General features: G+C 36.3%; 5 protein-coding genes. All 5 read right to left on the bottom strand.

What is annotated here, in order from left to right; translation table 11 throughout:
• Positions 1-3: 3 nt before the first annotated feature.
• Positions 4-4,194, bottom strand: a complete 4,191-nt coding sequence (locus FJR04_RS14870; RefSeq protein ID WP_168496078.1) for a non-ribosomal peptide synthetase — start codon at positions 4,192-4,194, stop codon at positions 4-6.
• On the bottom strand, positions 4,191-7,517 hold the full coding sequence (locus FJR04_RS14865; RefSeq protein ID WP_168496076.1) for a non-ribosomal peptide synthetase: 3,327 nt from the start codon (positions 7,515-7,517) through the stop codon (positions 4,191-4,193). Before FJR04_RS14865 ends, FJR04_RS14870 begins: the two co-directional genes overlap by 4 nt.
• 105 nt (positions 7,518-7,622) lie before the next feature.
• Entirely contained in the window at positions 7,623-8,573 is a 951-nt protein-coding gene (locus FJR04_RS14860; RefSeq protein ID WP_168496074.1) for an acyl-CoA desaturase, read from the bottom strand.
• 51 nt (positions 8,574-8,624) lie between these two features.
• Positions 8,625-13,253 (bottom strand): type I polyketide synthase, encoded by a 4,629-nt coding sequence (locus tag FJR04_RS14855; protein WP_168496072.1) that lies wholly within the window; start codon positions 13,251-13,253, stop codon positions 8,625-8,627.
• A gap of 105 nt (positions 13,254-13,358) precedes the next feature.
• Complete coding sequence (locus FJR04_RS14850) at positions 13,359-20,732, bottom strand: non-ribosomal peptide synthetase (protein ID WP_168496070.1); 7,374 nt, start codon at positions 20,730-20,732, stop codon at positions 13,359-13,361.
• Positions 20,733-20,752: the final 20 nt, after the last annotated feature.

Genomic DNA, 20,752 nt, shown 5'->3' with positions numbered 1-20,752 from the left:
TTACTAATCCAGATATTGGCGAAATTTTTGGGCAAGGATTTCGACATGAGGAACAGCCATCATTGTGTGATGATCTCCTGGTATCCATTCCACCGCTAATGGTATACTTGCGTACTCTTGCCAACCCCAATCTTCCCGTGCAAACCACTCTTCTTTTACCGCTGAAACCTCTTCTGTAAATCCCCCTTGAGAACGAAATAATACTATCGGTAATTTATCTCCTTCATCTTCCTTCACAACATATTCTATTTCATTATTGGCCTTGTAGACTTTGATAATCCCCCGTAGCTGCCTCACCAAACTTCCTGGGGGTAAAATACCAGCCTTAATCAGTTTATCTAAAGCATAAGCATATTGCTCATCTTCAGAATTAAGTTGCTGTAACTCTTCACCCTTTACTCCTATCTCTTTTCCATATAATCCTTCCGCTTGATTAAGAGTCATTTCTAACCATTGCCACTCTTCCATGTGTTTAGGAATATGATATTTTTTAGGTTTAGGTGCAAGTGTATCTACCTCAAATATCAAACCAACTTTCTCCCCTTTCTGGAGCAATTGTCTACCTATTTCATAAGCTATCCAACCCCCAAAGGAATGACCGGCAATAAAATAAGGACCTTCAGATTGTACCTGTTTCATAGATTGAATATAGGTAAAAGCCATTGCTTCTACAGATTCATCTAATTTTCCTTGTCCATCTAAACCATTTGGTTGTAATCCATAAAATGGCCTTTCTGTACCGATAAACTGGGCTAAACTATTTAAATAAATCACGTTACCACCAGCACCAGGAACAAAGAATAAAGGTAGCTTATTGCCTTTGCTTTGAATAGGAATTAATGTAGGACTAGAAACATTAAAATTAGGATCATCCACTAATAATGCTAATTGTTCTACTGTGGGAGATTGGAATAAAATTGCTAAAGGTAAATTAATTTTAAATCTATCTTGAATTAAAGCCATTAACCGCACAGCTAATAATGAATGTCCACCTAAATCAAAGAAGTTATCCTGGACTCCTACGGGATTAATATTTAATAGTTCTGAGAATATTTCACATAATATTACTTCTGATGCTGTACGAGGTGCTTGATAGCTTTGTTGTAAATTTTCTCTCGTAAATTCAGGTTCAGGTAAGGCTTTTCTGTCAATTTTACCGTTGGGAGTAAGGGGAAATGATTCTAAGATTACAAAACCACTAGGAATCATATAATCTGGTAATTGAGATTTCAGGAAGTTTCTTAATTCCTGTAATTCAAAACCATCTTTTACTAATAAATAAGCTACGAGATTTTGATTGCCTAATTTATCTGCTTTAGCAATTGCTACTGATTGATTTATTTGGATATAATCATTAATTACTGCTTCTATTTCTCCTAATTCTATTCTAAACCCACGTATTTTCACTTGATGATCTATTCTGCCTAAATATTCTATATTACCATCTGATAAATACCTAGCTAAATCTCCAGTTTTATATATTTTTTGTTCAGGATTAAATGGACTATTAATAAATCTTTCTGCTGTTAACTCTGGACGGTTTAAATATCCTCTCGCTAACCCATCTCCTCCTATATGCAATTCTCCAGATACTCCTATGGGTACTGGTTTTAAATAACTATCTAAAATGTAAAGTTCTGTATTGGCTATGGGTTTTCCTATGGGTATTATTGCTACATCATCTATTTTTTCAACTTGCTTCACCATTGACCAAATTGTGGTTTCTGTAGGTCCATATACATTCCATAATTCTGCTCCTGTTCCTAATAGTTGATTGGCTAGTTCTGTTGTTAATGCTTCTCCTCCACACAACACTTTTATCTTTAGTTTCTCTGTTGATAATCCTGCACTTAATAACATTTGCCATGTCGCTGGAGTTGCTTGCATTACTGTGACTCCTGACTCTTGCATTTGCTTTAATAATCTATTTCCGTCTGTCGCTATTTCTCTACTTACTACTATGACTTTTGCACCAACTATTAATGGTAAATATATTTCTAATCCTGCTATATCAAAACAGATTGTTGTAACTGCATTTAATGTGTCTTTTTCTGTTATCCCTGGTTGCTGACTCATGGTAGTTAAAAAGTTCACTACTCCTTGATGCTCTATTTGCACTCCTTTGGGTTTTCCTGTTGAACCTGATGTATATATTACATAAGCTAGGTTTTTTGGTTTTATTTCACTATCTAGATTTTTTAAACTTTGTTGATTAATTATTTCCCAATCTTGATCTAAACTAATTATTTTTGTTTGATTTGCTGATAAGGATGATAATAATGTTGTTTGACTGAGTAATATTTGTACTTTGGCATCTGATAGCATATATGCTATTCTTTCTGCTGGATAGTTGGGATCTATTGGTACATAAGCTCCCCCTGCTTTTAATATTCCCAATAATCCAATTACCATTTCTAGGGAACGTTCTACACAAATTCCTATTAATGTTTCTGCTTTTACTCCTAATGTTTTTAGGTAATTTGCTAGTTGGTTGGCTTTTTGATTTAGTTCTTGATAAGTTAGTTGTTGATTTTCAAATACTACTGCAACAGCATTAGGGGTTTTAATTACTTGGTCTTCAAACAACTGATGAATACATTTATCTTGGGGATATTCAACTTGAGTATTATTCCAGTCTATTAATAATTGCTGTTTTTCTGTGGCTGTTAATAAGGGAATTTTATTTACTTGTATTTGAGGATTTTTAACTATAGCTGTTAATATGTTTTGGAAATGTTCTGCCATTCCTATGATTGTTCTTTCATCAAATAAGTCGCTGTTATAATCATAAGATGCTATTAATCCTTTCTCAGTTTCCATCATTGATAAAGTTAAATCAAACTTAGCTCTAACTATATCTGATGAGAATATTTTTATATTTACTCCAGGTAATTTTAAATTTTCCATTGGTGCATTCTGTAAAATAAATAGCACCTGAAATAAAGGAGAATGACTTAAAGAACGTTCTGGTTTAAGAACTTCTACCACTTGCTCAAAAGGTACATCTTGATGAGAGTATGCCGATAATGTTATTTCTTTTATCTGATTTAGTAATTCTTGAAAACTAGGATTATTATCAAATTTTGTTCTTAATACTAATGTATTTACAAAACAACCAATTAAGGATTCTATTTCCCCTCTATTTCTGTTAGCTATTGGTGAACCGATGAGAATATCTTCTTGATAACTATAACGATATAATAATGTAGAAAATCCTGCCAGTAATGTCATAAATAGGGTTGTTTCGTTTTCCCTACTGAGTTTTTGCAATTGCTGAGTTAATTCGGAATTAATAGTAAATCTGTGGCTTTTGCCGGCATTTGTCATTACCGCAGGTCTAGGTCTATCGGTGGGTAATTGTAACAAAGCAGGTGCATTTGCTAATTGCTGTTTCCAGTAGTTTATTTGAGTTTCTAAAATTTCTCCACTCAACCGTTGTCTTTGCCATATTGCAAAGTCTGCATATTGAATTGGTAATTTAGGTAAAGAAGAATTTTTACCCTGAATATAACTTTGATAAAGGTGAGATAATTCTTCAACAAATACTCCTATTGACCAACCATCAGAGATGATATGGTGCATAGTTGCCAACAATATAAATTCATGATTAGATACTTGTAAAAGAGTGGCTCTTAAAAGAGTATCTGTAGTTAAATCAAATGTTTTTTCTGTTTCTTGTTGTGAAAATAGTTGAATATCAGCTTCTGTTTTATTGAGATGCTGCCAATCTTCTATGGTTAATGTAAAAGTTTTTTTATCATCAATTACCTGTATGGGTGTACCATTGACAGCTTTAAAATTTGTCCGCAGCACTTCATGACGATTGACTATTTCTTTCAATGCTTGCTCAAGTGCAGAAATTTGCAGATTCCCCGTAATTTTTAACATTCCAGGGATATTGTAAGTAGAATTTTGACCTTCTAATTGATCTAAAAACCAAAGTCTTTCTTGAGCAAAAGATAAAGGTAAATCCCCAGTTCTGGGAGCAGGAAGAATAGGTTGGAGATAAAAATCTTTCTGAAGATTAACTTGTTTAAGAAAGCTAATAATTTCCGGTTTTATGGCAGCTAATTGAGTGCGGATATCGGGAGTTAAAACGCCTTGAGGTGCATCACAAAGTAAACGTTCACCTTCAAGGCAAAGTTTAACATCTAGATTTGCTAATTTGGATAAAAATTCTTCTATAGTTTTCATATTTCGATAATCTCCCGGTTATCTAATTGAGTAGTAGGAACAGCTTGTAGCTGTTGAGCTAAGGATAAACTATGATTATTTCTGAGTGACTCAATGCGATCGCTTAATTGAGCTACAGTAGGAGCAGCAAACAATTCTTTCAAGGGAATTTCTATCTCAAAGGCTTTTCGCAAACGAGAAATCACTTGAGTTGCCAGTAAGGAATGACCACCCAGTTCAAAGAAGTTATCATGAATACCGACTAATTGCACATTTAAAACAGTTGCGAAGATATTAGCTATCATTTCCTCCGTAGGAGTTTGGGGAGGAACAAATTCTTTTTCTTTACTTAAATCAATTTCCGGTGCAGGTAAAGCCTTTTTATCAATCTTCCCATTAGGAGTCAGAGGTAAAGAATCCAAAACCACAAAAGTCGCAGGTATCATATAATCAGGCAATTGCAACTTCAATAAATCGCGTAACTGTGGCAAATCAAAACCATCTTTCGTCACCAAATAAGCCACCAATCGTTGATTGCCTGGACTATCTACACGGGATATCACCACCCCTTGATTTACGTCGGGATAAGCATTAATTACCGCTTCAATTTCTCCCAACTCAATTCTAAAACCCCGCACCTTTACCTGATTATCAATTCTTCCTAAATATTCAATCTGACCATTGGCTAAATAACGCGCTAAATCCCCAGTCTTATATAATTTATTGTTGCTATTAAATGGATTCTCAATAAATTTCTCTGCTGTTAACTCCGGTCGCTTTAAATAACCCCTCGCTAAACCAGCACCACCAATATGCAATTCTCCCGCTACCCCAATCGGTACAGGTTGTAAATCACTATCTAAAATATATATTTGTGTATTCCCAATCGGATAACCAATGGGGATTATCCCCTCTGATACTGAATCATTTATTTTCTCAACTTGTGAAACTGTTGACCAAATTGTGGTTTCTGTGGGTCCATATACATTCCATAATTCTGCTCCTGTTCCTAATAGTTGATTGGCTAGTTCTGTTGTTAATGCTTCTCCTCCACACAACACTTTTATCTTTAGTTTCTCTGTTGATAATCCTGCACTTAATAACATTTGCCATGTCGCTGGAGTCGCTTGCATAACTGTGACTCCTGACTCTTGCATTTGCTTTAATAATCTATTTCCGTCTGTCGCTATTTCTCTACTTACTATTATGACTTTTGCTCCGACTATTAATGGTAAATATATTTCTAATCCTGCTATATCAAAACAGATTGTTGTAACTGCGTTTAATGTATCTTTTTCTGTTATCCCTGGTTGCTGACTCATGGTAGTTAAAAAGTTCACTACTCCTTGATGTTCTATTTGCACTCCTTTGGGTTTTCCTGTTGAACCTGATGTATATATTATATATGCTAGGTTTTTTGGTTTTATTTCACTATCTGGATTTTCTGAATTTTGTTGATTAATTATTTCCCAATCTTGATCTAAACTAATTATTTTTGTTTGATGTGCTGATAAGGATGATAATAATGATTTTTGACTGATTAATATTTGTACGTTGGCATCTGATAGCATATATGCTATTCTTTCTGCTGGATAATTAGGATCTATTGGTACATAAGCTCCTCCTGCTTTTAATATTCCTAATAGTCCAATTACCATTTCTAAGGAACGTTCTACACAAATTCCTACTAATGTTTCTACTTTTACTCCTAATGTTTTTAAGTAGTTGGCTAGTTGGTTGGCTTTTTCGTTTAGTTCTCTGTAGGTTAGTTGTTGATTTCCATAGATTACTGCAACTGCTTCTGGAGTTTTTTCTACTTGCTTTTCAAATAGTTGATGAATACATTTCTCTTGCGGGTATTCAATTTGAGTATTATTCCAGTCAAATAATATCTGATTTCTCTCTGCTTCTGTCAATAAAGAAATATGATTAATTTGTAGTTGAGGATTGGCAAGAATTGCTGTTAAAATATTTTCAAAATGACATAGCATTCTCGTAATTGTCACATCTGCGAATAAATCACTATTATATTCCCAAGTTGCGACTAAACCTTTTTCAGTTGGTTCTATATCTAATGTTAAATCAAAATTTGTAGTTTCCTTGCCAAGTGTTAAAGGTGTTAGGGTAACATCAGGTAATTCCAAAGATTCATTTGGTGTATTTTGTAAAATAAACATTACCTGAAATAGAGGATAATGACTCAAAGAACGTTCTACTTTTACTGCATCTACAATTTGTTCAAAAGGGATATCTTGATGATTATAAGCGGCTAAAGTTGTTTCCTTAATTTGATTTAGTAATTCTGTAAAATTGAGATTTTCTGAAAAATTGGCTCTTAATACTAATGTATTTACAAAACATCCTATTAATGGTTCTATTTCCTCGCGGTTACGGTTAGCAATAGGTGAACCTATTAAGATATCTTCTTGATGACTATAGCGATATAATAATGTGGCAAATATAGCCAATAATGTCATAAATAGGGTTGTTCCTGTTTCCCTACTTAATAATTGTAGTTTTTTGCTTATTTCTTGATTAATAATTAATTCTTGACTTTTACCATTAAAAGTCATTACTGATGGTCTAGGTTTATCTGTTGGTAATTGTAATAGTGATGGTGCATTTTTTAATTGTTCCTGCCAATAATTAAGTTGTTGTTCTAATATTGTCCCGGTTAACCATTGTCTTTGCCATTGAGAAAAGTCTGCATATTGAATAGATAAAGGTGCTAAATTAGGATTCTTACCTTGACTATAAGCTTGATAAATAGTAGATAATTCCTGTAAAAATACACCTGTAGACCAACCATCCCAAACGATATGGTGTCTAGTTACTAATAAGATAAATTGAGAATTTGATACTTTTAATAAAGTCCCCCGGACTAAAGAATCTGTAGCTAAATTAAAAGGTTTTTGCTGTTCTTTGTGAATATATATAGCAATTTCTGATTCTTGGCAATTTTCGATAATTAAAGGCCAATTTCCTGATGGTTTAATTATCTGTACTACAGTTCCATTAATTTCTTGAAAATTAGTCCTTAATACTTCATGACGTTGGATAATCATATTTAAAGCTTTCTGCAAATCATTAATTTCTAATTTGCCAGTAATTGTTACTCCTAGTAATAGATTATAGGTAGCACTATTTTCTTCAAACTGATCTAAAAACCATAATCTTTCCTGTCCCCAAGATAAAGGAATTGGGTTTAATTCTCTGTTGGTAGGAATGATAGGTAATTTAGAAGGATCTATTCCTTGTTTTTTGAGTAATTTAATTAAAATATTCCGCTTTTCTGGAGGAAGACTTGCCAGTTTTTTAGCTATATCTTGCTGTGATTGAGCCACTATTTATTATCCTCTATGATCCCAATAAAGTTAATTTATATCATTTCCAGGATAGGATAGAGAAAACTACAATTATGTATTTCCTCTATCCTCAATTATAAAACTTTAGGTTTGTAATTTTCTCGCAGCTATCATATTTGCTGTAGGTCTTTTGACATCCCAAACTAAACCTGTTTTTTCTAGTATCCAAATTAACCATTTACCTAAATCAATTTGCCACCATTCTAGTCCAGTAATTGCGGAATTGGGAAAAGTATGATGATTGTTATGCCACGATTGACCAAAAGTAGGGATAGCTAACCATACATTATTAGTGCTAAATCCATTGGTTTTAAAAGGACGACTTCCATAAACGTGACAGATTGAATTTGTACTCCAAATGAAATGTTGGACTAGAAAAATCCGCACAAGTCCTCCCCATATAAATCCTTTAAAAGCTCCTATCCAAGACGATGTAATTACCCCTTCTAAAATAGCAGGTATTAGCAGTCCTAACACTACCCAAGTTAGTTGTAGTTGGTCAATTCTAAAAATTACAGGATCTTTAAGCAAGTCTTTAACTAAGAGTGAAGAATCTGTATCTCCAGACTTTAAAACTTCAAAAATCCAACCAATATGAGCATGATATAAGCCACGAAGTTGATTTTTAAAGCCGATTCCATGTAAATTAGGGGTATGAGGATCACCAGATACATCACTATATTTATGATGACGTGGATGCTCAATTACCCAATATACTAGACCACCTTGAGCAGCCATTAAACCGAAAATAGTTAAGATAGCTCGAATTGGAGTTGTAGTTTGAAAGGAATGATGTGAAAAATGTCGGTGAAACCCTACTTCAACACCAATTACTGTTAAAATACACAGACTAACTAACAATCCCAATTCTAATGAACTAATACCAGAATAAAACAGAATTCCCATTCCAATTACTGTACCGACAAGAGGAAGTAAAACAATAATTGCTGTGATTATTGTATTGATAGATAGTCCATCATTATTTGTTGATGTTGGACTGTCTGGTTGATTATTTTCTACTATTTGATTCTTCATAGATGTTTAGTAATTATCAAAAGATAAACGTTTTTACAAAAGGTATTTAGATTATTCAGCTAGAGCATTTATTTCATCGTCTGAAAGTAATTCCATCATATTCAAAATATCATTAATTTTGTCCATATCATCTTGCCCTGATTCCTGTTTGCTGTCAATAAGTTCTGCTAGTTGCGCTACAGTAGGAGACTCAAATACAGTGCTAATTGGTAAATTCATGGCAAAGGTTTGTTTAAGTTTAGATAAAAGTTGAGTTCCTGTTAATGAATCACCTCCTAATTCTAAAAAGCTATCATGGATACTTACTTGATTAACACCAAGTAGAAATTCAAAGATATTAGCAATTTTGGCTTCGGTTTCATTTCTCGGTGCTATATAATTTGAACTTGCTGATATTTTTCGATTTGCAGCTTGCAGATTTTGATTTTTTGCTAAACCTCGCTTTACCCAAAAATTAATTCTTGGTTCTAAATCAACAGTGGAGACAATTAACTGATGACATTGATGATCTGCTAAAATATGTTGAAATGCTGTAACTCCTTCCTCCGCTGTAATTTCTAATTCTGATATTTCTTCCCCAAAACCTTGATTATTAATGATGACTTGTTGATTGCTTTTCCAACCATCCCAATCTACACTAATCCAAGGATGATTTGTTGTTTTGTTATAACTATAAACAAATGTATCCATAAAAGTATTCACTGCTGCATAAGCTACAAATCCTAATCCTCCTAAGATTGCAGATAAAGAAGATGTCAACATACAAAAATCAAGTTCTTTATTTTTGAGGATTTTAGCTAATACTAATGTGCCGTATACTTTAGCTGTAAATTGATTTTCACATTCGGTTTTGGTAATATTTTCAATTACATTAATTGATTGTCCCCAAATAGCACCTGCACCCGCGGCATGAATCACACCATTAATTTTCCCAAATTGTTGTTCTGCTTGCTTAATGGCTGTTTCCATTTGTTGTAAATTAGCAACATCAGCACTAATTACCATAACTTCAGCCCCTAATGCTTCTAATTCTTGAACTTTACGAATTTGGTTACTGATGCTATCTTCTGCGTCATGAGTAGCCAGCCATTGCTGCCAATTTGCTTTTTCAATCACAGCAGAACGTCCTGTTAAAATTAATTTAGCTTTGACAGTTTTAGCTAAATGTTTTGCTAAGATAAAGCCCAAATAACTCAAACCACCTGTAATGAAATATACGCCATTTTTCTTCAATTTGTGATTGGTTGTGGGAAGTTCTAAGGGGAATGATGCAAAGGTTTGCACCCAACGATGTTGTCCCCGATAAGCAATATTTTTTTCTGCTGATTTGGTGGTAATTTCGGCAATTAATTGTTTGATAATTTGCTGTTTTTCTTCAGGAATAATGATATCAATCAAACGACAGTTAAAATTGGGGTATTCTTGGGGAATTGTTTGGACAGTTCCTAAAATTGTGGATTTTTCAGGATAGAGGATTTCTGATCCTGTCACTTCATGTATATTGTTAGCAATTGATAAAATTTCACAGTCATGGAGAAAAACTTGTTTTCCACAAGCTTGGACAAAAAATAGTAAACTGTAAAATCCTAAATATTGGGCTGTTGCTATTAAAGCTGTATCTAATTCCTGATTTAAAGTCTCAGTTGTTAAATTCCATAAATGGATAACTTTATCAGGGATAAAATTGAGGTTTTGCAGTTCTTTAATTAAGGCTATATAATCTTCTGGATTTTGAGGATTAAGAGTATATATTCCCTCTTTTTGTTTAGTAAAAGCTACACCAACTTTGACATAAATTGTCTGTTTATTTTGTGCTTGCAGTTGTTGTTTTAGTTCTGTTCCTAAACCACATTCATCTATAAATAACAAAACCTGATTTACTGATGTTGCTAATTGATTTGGAGATAAAGGAAGACGTTTCCAAGAAGGAATATAAAACCAATTTTTAATATCTGGATTTTTGACTAGAGAAACTGAAGTTTCATTCTTTAAGTTTAAATTTTCTGGTGGAGAAATCCAGTAACGCTGACGTTCAAAAGGATAAGTAGGTAAAGGTACTCGATAACGTTCTTCTTGAGAGTAAAAATTAGACCAATCTATGTTCACTCCAGCTAACCAAAGATTACCAAGGGTAGTTAACAAAAACCCTACATCTGATTGATTTTCCTGGGGATGACGAATTGATGTGAATACCTGTTGTGATACGGGTTTTCGTGGGTGTTTTTTAGCGAAGGAACTCAAAACTCTACCAGGACCAACTTCTAAAAGGATTTGTTCTGGTTCTAGGAAGAAATTTTCTAGTCCTTGGGCAAAAAGGACAGTTTGACGCAGATGTTGAGAATAATAATTTGGGTCTGTGGCCTGTTCTGTTGTGATCCAAGTTCCAGTTAAATTGGATACATAAGGTATTTTGGGAGGATTTAAGGTTACTTGTGTAAATAGCCGTGTAAAGGGGTCAAGAATTGCGGCCATCATTTGAGAATGGAAAGCATGGGAAGTGTGGAGACGACGACATTCTACACCTTTGGCAGTTAACTGAGTTTCTAGTTTTTCTATGGCTGCGGTAGTACCAGAAACAACACAACGGGATGGTTCGTTAATTGCGGCAATGGATAGTTCTTGATCTAACAGGGGTTTGATTTGGCTGGCTGATAAGGGTACAGAAAGCATTGTACCAGCGGGTAGTTGCTGCATCATCTGTCCTCTAGCAGCAACTAAGGATAAAGCGGTTTCTAAGGAAAATACTCCAGCAATACAAGCCGCGACGTATTCACCAATGCTATGGCCAATCATGGCTTGGGGAATTATCCCCCAGGACTGCCATAATTGAGCTAGGGCGTATTCAATGACGAATATAGCTGGTTGCGAAAGGGCTGTTTGCTGTAGTTGCTGTTCTGCTGCTGGAATTTGTGCGGGTTTGGGGTAGAGGATATCTCGTAAATCTAGTTTTAGTTGGGGTTTGAGGATTTCACAGCATAAATCTACCTGTTCACGAAAGTCGGATTCAGTTTGGTATAATTCTAGCCCCATATTTACGTATTGAGAACCCTGTCCTGGAAACATAAAGACAACGGAACGCTCTTTTATTTCCTGAGTATTTGTGACTAATTCTGGAGAATTCAAGGTATTAAGAAGTACCGCAGATTCATTGATGTTTTCAGAAACTAAGAACCGACGTTGATCAAATCCTCTACGTCCACAACTGAGGGTATAAGCCACATCTGCTAGATTTAAGTGAGATTTTTTTTGCAGATATGCCCCTAAATTAGTGGTAGCTTGATCTAGTGCGGTATTAGTTTTGGCAGAAATTAACAGGAGTTGCCAAGGTCGAGAGGTTTCCGAATCTGATAAACTGGGTGCTGCTTCTAAAATTACATGGGCGTTAGTACCACCAATTCCGAAAGAACTCACTGCTGCCCGACAAGGAATATCATCTCTGCTTTCCCAAGGAGATAGTTGAGTATTCACATAAAAAGGTGATTGGGCAAAATCTATTTTCGGGTTAGGTGATTGAAAATGCAGACTTGGTGGTTTTAATTTATGTTGCAATGCCAATACAGTTTTGATTAAACCCCCTACCCCTGCGGCTGTATCCATGTGTCCTACGTTGCTTTTGAGAGAACCAATGGCGCAAAAATGAGTTTTTTGGGTTTTTTGCCGAAAAGCTTTGTTTAAGGCAGCAATTTCAATGGGATCTCCTAATTCTGTCCCTGTACCGTGGGCTTCTAGATAAGTGATGGTATCAGCTTCAACATCAGCTACAGCTAAAGCATCGGTAATTACTACGGCTTGTCCTTCTATACTCGGTGCTGTGTAACCTACTTTGACTGCACCATCATTATTAATTGCTGATCCTTTGATTATTGCATAGATGCAATCATTATCAGCGATCGCATCCTCTAATCTTTTTAATAATACTATCCCTAAACCATTACTGCCCACAGTTCCTTTAGCTTGGGCATCAAAGGCGCGACAGTGACCATCGGGTGATAAGATCATGCCTTCTTGGTATAAGTAACCATTTTTATGGGGTACGCGCAGGGTAATTCCTCCTGCTAAGGCCATATCACATTCCCCACTCAATAAACTTTGACAAGCAAAATGTACAGCAACTAAAGAGGTTGAACAAGCTGTTTGAATATTTACAGCCGGTCCTTTGAGGTTTAATTTATAAGCAACGCGACTAGGTAAAAAATCTTTATCACTATCTAATATTACTTGATATTCACCAATTGATTCCAACAAATCACGGTGATAAATCAGATTATTTAATAAATAACTATTAATCCCCACTCCTGCATAAATTCCTATTAAGCCTTTATATATTTGAGGATCATAACCTGCTTTTTCAATGGCTTCCCAGGCACATTCTAAAAATAACCGTTGTTGAGGATCTAAGATTTCGGCTTCTCTAGGACTAAAATCAAAGAAATTGGCATCAAATAAATCAATATCTTCTAATACCCCGGAACTTTTGACATAATGAGGATTATTTAATAAAGCTGGTTTAACCCCTTCTGCTAAAAGTTCTTGTTCAGAAAAACAGGAAATAGATTCTACACCTGCTTTGAGATTTTCCCAAAAAGATTCAATATCTTTTGCACCGGGAAAACGTCCAGCTAGAGAAATAATTGCGATATCAGCATCATTAATGGAATAATCAGAGTTTGCTAATGGCATAAGTTTAAATTAGGAATTTTGTGATTTGTAAAAACTTCACTTATAGTTAAATCCTTGATAATAAGTAATTAGGATATTTGCTAATTACCTATTACCAAAAACTAATTACCTACCGCGCATTTGACGTTTTTGTTTCATCATTGCTTTCCCCTGAGTGCGGCTTTCGGCACGGATTTGGGCTTTTTCGGCTTCCTCTTCTGGGTTAGACAATCCAGAGAGATATGCACTTAAAGCTTTAACAGTTGGATAGGTAAACAAATCAATGACAGGCATTTCTATTGCTAATTGTTCCTGCAATTTTCTATGGATTTGAATTAGCAGTAAGGAATTCCCTCCCAGTTCAAAGAAGTTATCATAAGTTCCTACTCGTGGTAATTGTAGAACTTCTTGCCAAATTGCAGTAATAGTTTTCTCTGTTTCGTTTTGAGGAACTACATATTTTGTCTCAATTAGAGGACTTTGATCTGGTGCTGGTAGGGCTTTGCGGTCAATTTTACCATTAGGTGTCAAAGGCAGATTTTCTAACAGCACAAAAGCATTAGGCATCATATATTCTGGCAATTTGTCTTTCACAAACTGCTTAATTTCATTTACCGATAGGAGAGTTTCTTCTACCATTGGTAATTGCTGAATATGGGCTGCTGGATTTTCCTGTTTAATTAATCTGCCTTTTTCGGAAGGACGAATAGCGTAAATGTAACAAAGTTCTGTGTTAGTTAATAACACATCTTTGTCAATCACCAAATCATACCCATGAGTTTCTAATAAAGTGACAATGGGTTCGAGGTTTTCCTTGACATCAACTTCTACTACAAGTTGGCGAATTTTTGCCCAATCTTGCGGTTGAATACCTTTAAGAACATCAAATTCACTTTTTTCAACATTGATTTTTAGTAAATCAATCTTTTCAACTCCTTGTTCAGCAATCATATCTGAAAGAGTTCTTAAATTAGCTGTGAATGTTTCTGCTTGAAAGCGAGATTCGAGAATTTCATCAGCTTGGTTAAGGAAATCTTGAGATGCTACATCTTGTTGATTACTAACGAAGTTTTTGACTACTTCCTTTTCAACTTCTGCGTCTGCATAGAAACCAGAAAGTAGAGAAAATCCAGGGAAAAAGGTAAACTCAGCCGTTTTATTTTGATCTGATATCCCGCAGTTAAAGACTTTTCCATCTACTGTATAAAGTGACAAATTAGCCTGGACAATCTTAAAGACTGTGGGATTTGGTTCAAAGGCGTAAATTTTGATTTGGGGACAAATGCGCGAGATAAATAAGCCGAATAAACCGATATTACAACCAACATCAAAAACACAATCTCCGGGATTAATAGTAATCCCATGACGGAGATATGCTTGCAGTTCAAATATTTCCCGATAGATGTAATCTGTCTCATTTTTGTTGAGGTGTGCCACTGCCATATTATTAGGCAATTTATAGCGATTCATCCCCGCAGCTATGGGACTGCGTTGGTTTTGTGGCACTATATAAGCAAGTAATTGTTTAGATTCTGAAAGGATAACGGTGGTTTCTGTGACATCAGGATGTTGAGATATAACAGACTCAATATCTGTTAACTCTACTCGGAAACCGCGGACTTTTACTTGATTATCAGCCCTACCTAAAAACTCGATTTCACCTGTTGCTAAATAACGGGCTATATCTCCAGTTTTGTAGAGATTTTCTCCTGCTTTATGACTATATAAATTGGGAATAAATTTCGTTTTTGTTAATTCCGGTTGATTGAGATAACCGCGACTAACTCCCACTCCACCAATGTAAATTTCTCCAGTAACTCCCACCGGAACGGGTTGCAAATTGACATCCAATATATAAACTTGGGTATTATTAATTGGACTACCAAGGGGAAGAGTTGCAGATGTCGGTAAAGGTTGTTTGGGATTAACTTGATATGTTAATACACCCACCGTAGTTTCTGTTGGTCCATAGTGATTGTAAATTGTACAATCTGGTTCACAGGCTAACATCTTTTCTACCCAATCTAAGGGGGTGGCTTCTCCTCCTAAAATCAAGCCTTTGCGGGGGAGAACTTGTTTAGGTTGGGTAGGATTTTGTAAAGCGATTAAATGGGAAAAGACGACTTTCAAATAATCAATCGCATTTTCGGCTATATATTGACTGAAAGCCTTGTTATCTGCGGCTTTATCCCAAGACATAACGTGGAGTTGTCCACCTGTACACAACGCCGGAAAAATGACTGTATTGCCCAAATCCGCGCTAATGGTGGACACTAAAGCGAAGTTGCTACCTGGTTCGATATGCAGCCGTTCAATAATGCTAGATACGTAATTGACGATGGATTTGTGAGTAATGGTAACGCCTTTGGGTTGCCCAGTTGAACCGGAAGTATAAATCACATAGGCTAAATTGTCGGGTTTGACTGACGTAAATAGGGGTTCGTGATTTTGCTTACTTATTACTTCCCAATTGGTATCTAAACAAACTATGGTAGCTGTGGTAGTGGGTAAAAATTCCTGTAAGAACTGCTGGGTGAGTAAAACTGTCACCTGGGCATCTGCTAACATATAAGCCACCCGTTCAACGGGGAAACCAGGATCTAGGGGTAGATATGCTGCACCAGCTTTGAGGATTCCTAATAACCCTATCATCATTTCGAGCGATCGCTCTACACACAATCCCACTAGCATTTCTGGTTGCACACCTAATTTTTGTAAATAGTGCGCTAGTTGGTTACTTTTTTCCTCCAACTCTCTATAAGTTAATCGCTGATTTTCAAAGACTAAAGCGATATCATTGGGGGTAAGTTTTACTTGTTCAGCAAACAATTCATGCAAACATTTATCTAAGGGATAATCACGTTGAGTATTATTCCTTTCTATTAACAGTTGATATTGTTCTGCTGTTGTCAACAGCGGTATTTTTCCTAATTGCTGTTGAGGATTTTCTACAACCGCTGTTAACAAAGTTCGGAAATGATTTAACCAGCGTTGAATTGTTTCATCATTGAACACATCTAAATTGTAACCACAATCTAAAAATAGTTCACCTTCCGCTTCACTAATCGTCAAATAAATATCATAAGCCAGCGGAATTTTCGGCGGAGACATAAAGCTCATTTCTACACCGAACATACTCGGTTTCCCCAAAGGTAAATCCAAGTTAAATGCGGCTGACACCAAAGCAGGACGACTGAAATCTCTATTTAAATCCAGCTTATTCAATAAAGTGGCAAAAGGATAATCTTGATGTTCATAACCGTCCAGCAACACCCCACGAATATGTTTTAAGTATTCCCCAAAAGTAGCATCTGCACGCAAATTTGTTTTAATAGGTAAGAGATGAACACAATACCCAACTATACTTTCACTGCCTGCTAAAGAACGTCCAGCGGTGGGAATACCCACAACAATTTCCTCTTCCCCTGTCAGTCGGTGCAGCAATACTTTATAGGTAGCCAGCAAAGTCATAAACAGCGTACAACCTTGCTGTTTACTTACCTGTTTAATAGCATTACCTAATTGAGCATCAATTTTCAAACTTTGTCTATTTCCCCGATAACTCATCATAGGAGGATGAGGTCTATCTGTGGGTAAATTCAAAACAGGAATAGATTGAGAAAACTGTTCTAACCAATAGGATTCATGAACTTTCATTTCCTCAGTTTGGCTTTGTTGATTTTGCCAATCTATATATGCTCGAAATTGCTTTGGTTTCTCCCATGACAAGGTTTGTCCTTGACAATGAGCAGAATATAATTTACAAACTTCTTGGAGAATTAAGGAAACAGACCAACCATCAGCAATAATGTGATGTACCTTAGTAATTAGTTGGTGTACTTCCTCCGCCAATTTGAGAATATAAACTTGAAATAGCGGCGCTTGCGTTAAATCAAATCGTTTTTGAAACTGCTGTTCTATCCATTCTTTAACTTGAGATGTTTGTTCACTAGCAGATACATTTGAGAAATCAATTACCTCTATATTCACAGTCACAGAAGGTAATATTTCCTGAAATTCTCCTTCAGCATCAATTCTCGTTCTCAAAGCTTCATGTCTATCCACAACAGTTTGTAAAGACTTCTGGATAACATCAATATCTAACTTCCCTCGTAATTCTGCACATAAAGAATCAATATAAGCCAGGGCGCTATTTTCTCCTAACTTATCTAAAAACCATAATTGCTTTTGTGCTTCCGCTAAAGGGATTTTATCAGTCAGATTTTCGTAATGCTCTCTAATGGTATTGATATATGGCAGACTTGTCAAAACTATATTTTCATCTGCACCAAAATCAATTAAACAAGCAATTTCATCTACACCAATATCTCTCAACCGCTCAATAATAGGAATACATGATTCCGGAGTCCCAATTAAAGCACTATTTTCCACATACCGCTTATAACCAGTTTCCAAAATTACCAACCTATCATCATCTGTCAATTCATCCAGATTAGTTGATAAATTCTGATTCCCCATCATACTTTTGAAAAGTTCGATAGAGGAAGTCATGTAATTATACATTGGTTGTCGTCCTTGTTCGCGGACTAAATCTATATCTTCACCTACCAATGTATGTAATAAAACCGTCACATGACCAGCATCAGGATCATAACCATTTTCTAACAGTGACTGACGATATAATTGGATATTTTTCGCCAAATCTTCTATCTTCTGTCCCATTAAATTAGTTAATACCCCCGCCCCAATTGCTCCGGCTCGAATATAGGTATTGGGATTATTGACAATGGTAATCCAAGTTGGTAATTCTGCCTGCATGGGTTTGGGAAAAATCCCCAATTCCACTTGTTTACCGACACCATTGGTAACTTGAATTTTTTCACCGCGCCAAAGTTGTTTAACTTTATCAATGTTTTGGAACATCAATTCCCGATGTTTTCCAAATGATTCTGGTGCAAATACAAAATCATTTTCGTGCCAACCGGAAGCAAAAGCAATCCCTACTCTTCCGTGAGAAAGATTGTCTATCACTGACCATTCCTCCGCCACCCGGATAGGATGATGCAGAGGTAATACTACACTACCAGCCCGCAATTGAATATGCTTGGTTTCTCTGGCTAAAGCGGCACTGAGAATGGAGGGGTTGGGAGAAAATCCGCCAAAGTCGTGAAAATGTCTTTCTGGCAACCAAACCGCAGCAAACCCATTTTCATCAGCAAATTTCGCTCCTGAAAATAGCAAGTTATATTTATCAAGATTAAATTCAGAATTATAGTTACCGAAGTAAAATAAACTGAATTTTAGTTTTTGGGACTTGCTAGGAATATAACTTAACTTACTCCCAGAATCCTGTGAAGATGTAGCACTGTGTCTTGACCAAAATCCCTGCTGCTGGTTATTTTTTTCAATTTCAACAACAGGTGTTTTTGTCGTTAACAAGTTAGGCGTTGATGTTAAAAAAAAACCACCTGCTCTCATCTCTTGAATTGTATCTTTAACGGCTTGAATTATATATTCAATATCCGCATCTGTGTGAGCAAAAGAGAGGAAATATTTCCGCCATTCCCAGACATAAACACCTTTATTCACTAAATGATAGAAGAAAGGATCTAAGTTGCTGGTAAAAGAAAACCGGAAAATAGAACTGAAATATTCTACTTCAATAGGAATGTCATTTTCTAAAAAGTAATTGTTCAGAGTTGCAGCTAAATAGGCTGTTTTCTGATTGAGTTTTTCTTGGAGTGCAGGACCTTCATCTTTAAGACGTTGTAACACAGCCTTAGTCGCCACCATAGCTAGAGGGTGCATACAAAATGTCCCCCCAAAAAAAGTTCTTTCTACTTCTGGAAAAGACTTATCACCATAATTCCACATTCCACCATCAACATAATCCAGGTATTTAGCTTTACCTGCAATAATCCCAATGGGCATTCCTCCGCCCACGACTTTACCATAATTGACAATATCAGCTTGAATGCCTAGCCAAGCTTGAGCGCCACCGGGGTGAAACCGAAAACCGGTCGTGATTTCATCAAAAATGAGGATTACTCCGACTTTTTCCGTAACTTGTCTGAGTTTGATTAAAAACTCTTTCGGCTGCAAGGATAGTTTATTGCTTTGGATAGGTTCAACTAATACCGCTGCTAGTTCATGTGCATGAGCTTCAATATAGTCCAGACTTTCTGGAGAATCATAATCGAGGACAACCATATCCTCAGCAATACTAGCCGGGACACCAGGCGCAATAGTGACCGTAGTAGGAACACCATCAATGATCTCTCTTTTTACCAGTGTGGAGTCGCCATGTCCGTGATAAGAACCTTCAAATAAGGCAATTTTAGTCCGTCCACTGGCTGCTCTAGCTAACCGTAAAGAGGTGACAACTGCTTCTGTACCTGAGTTGGAGAAGCATACTCTTTCCACACCTGTGAGATCCTGTACCAGTTGGGCAACTTCTCCTACTAAATGATGTCTGGGGTGTAATTGGATACCTAACTTCATTTGCTCTTGGATAGCTTCCATAATGAAGTCTGGTTGATGTCCAAATAGGAGTACACCCTGTCCCATTGTTAAATCAACGTACTCATTACCATCTATATCCCATACTCTCGCCCCTTGAGAACGCTGGGCAACGATGGGATATAACATTTCTTTAATGGAAGGACGAAAACCAACGGAAGCGCGACTATCAGCTAAAATGGGGCGATATTTTTGCGCTAATTTTTTAGAAGTTGGGGTGCGTTGATTGTACCGTTGGGTCAATTCTTCAATATGACGTTTTTGCTGTTCTGTTAGTCCCCCTATTTTAGGTCTTCTCAGTTCAGCCGGTGAGGTGATTGACTGTTTACTTTGTACCCGCTTAGGGACAACTACAGGAGGCGCTGGTGGGACAATAGGTGCGGGTTGGGGGATGGGTGCGGGTGTAACATGATTATTTATATAAGCTGAACCGTTATTTTGCTCAGTGGGTACTTCATAACCTCTAAACAATTCTAATTGCTGGGACATGACTTGCAGTTGTTGCCGCATCACCTTTTCTAAAACTGTATCAGCGGCTGTGTCATAATTTTCTGGTGTTACATGAGTATTACCGTTTGTAGGTTGCGGTGGTATTTCATACCGAGGCTGATAAGTGACTCCGTTTGTCTGGGATACGGGGAGTTGCGGTGGTATTTCATACCGGGGCTGATAAGTGACTCCGTTTGTCTGGGGTACAGGTGCTACTTCAGATTCAGGCTGTAAAGAATTTAACCCATCTACTTCTGGTGGCAGATTCTGATCTATATAAGTAGCTAAAGCATCTATATTTGTGAGGTCTTCAAAAAATTGCCGAATCGCAATCTGAATTCCATAAGTTTTTTTAATTTTGGCGACGGCTTCCATCATAGCGATAGAATCAGCACCCATTTCTAGTAAAGAACTATTAATATCTAGTTCGGAAGGATCGTCAAAACCAAGTAAAATGGAGGTTTGGGCGCGAATTTGTTCAAGAATCGCTTCCCGTCGTTCAGATACGTATCCTGATGTTTGTGTAACCATATATCTTTAGTGAATTGGTT

The organism is Anabaena sp. UHCC 0204 (assembly GCF_009711975.1).
Lineage (GTDB): Bacteria > Cyanobacteriota > Cyanobacteriia > Cyanobacteriales > Nostocaceae > Dolichospermum.
The sequence above is the reverse complement of the archived record's forward strand: the minus strand, read 5'-3'. Positions and strand labels throughout refer to the sequence as shown.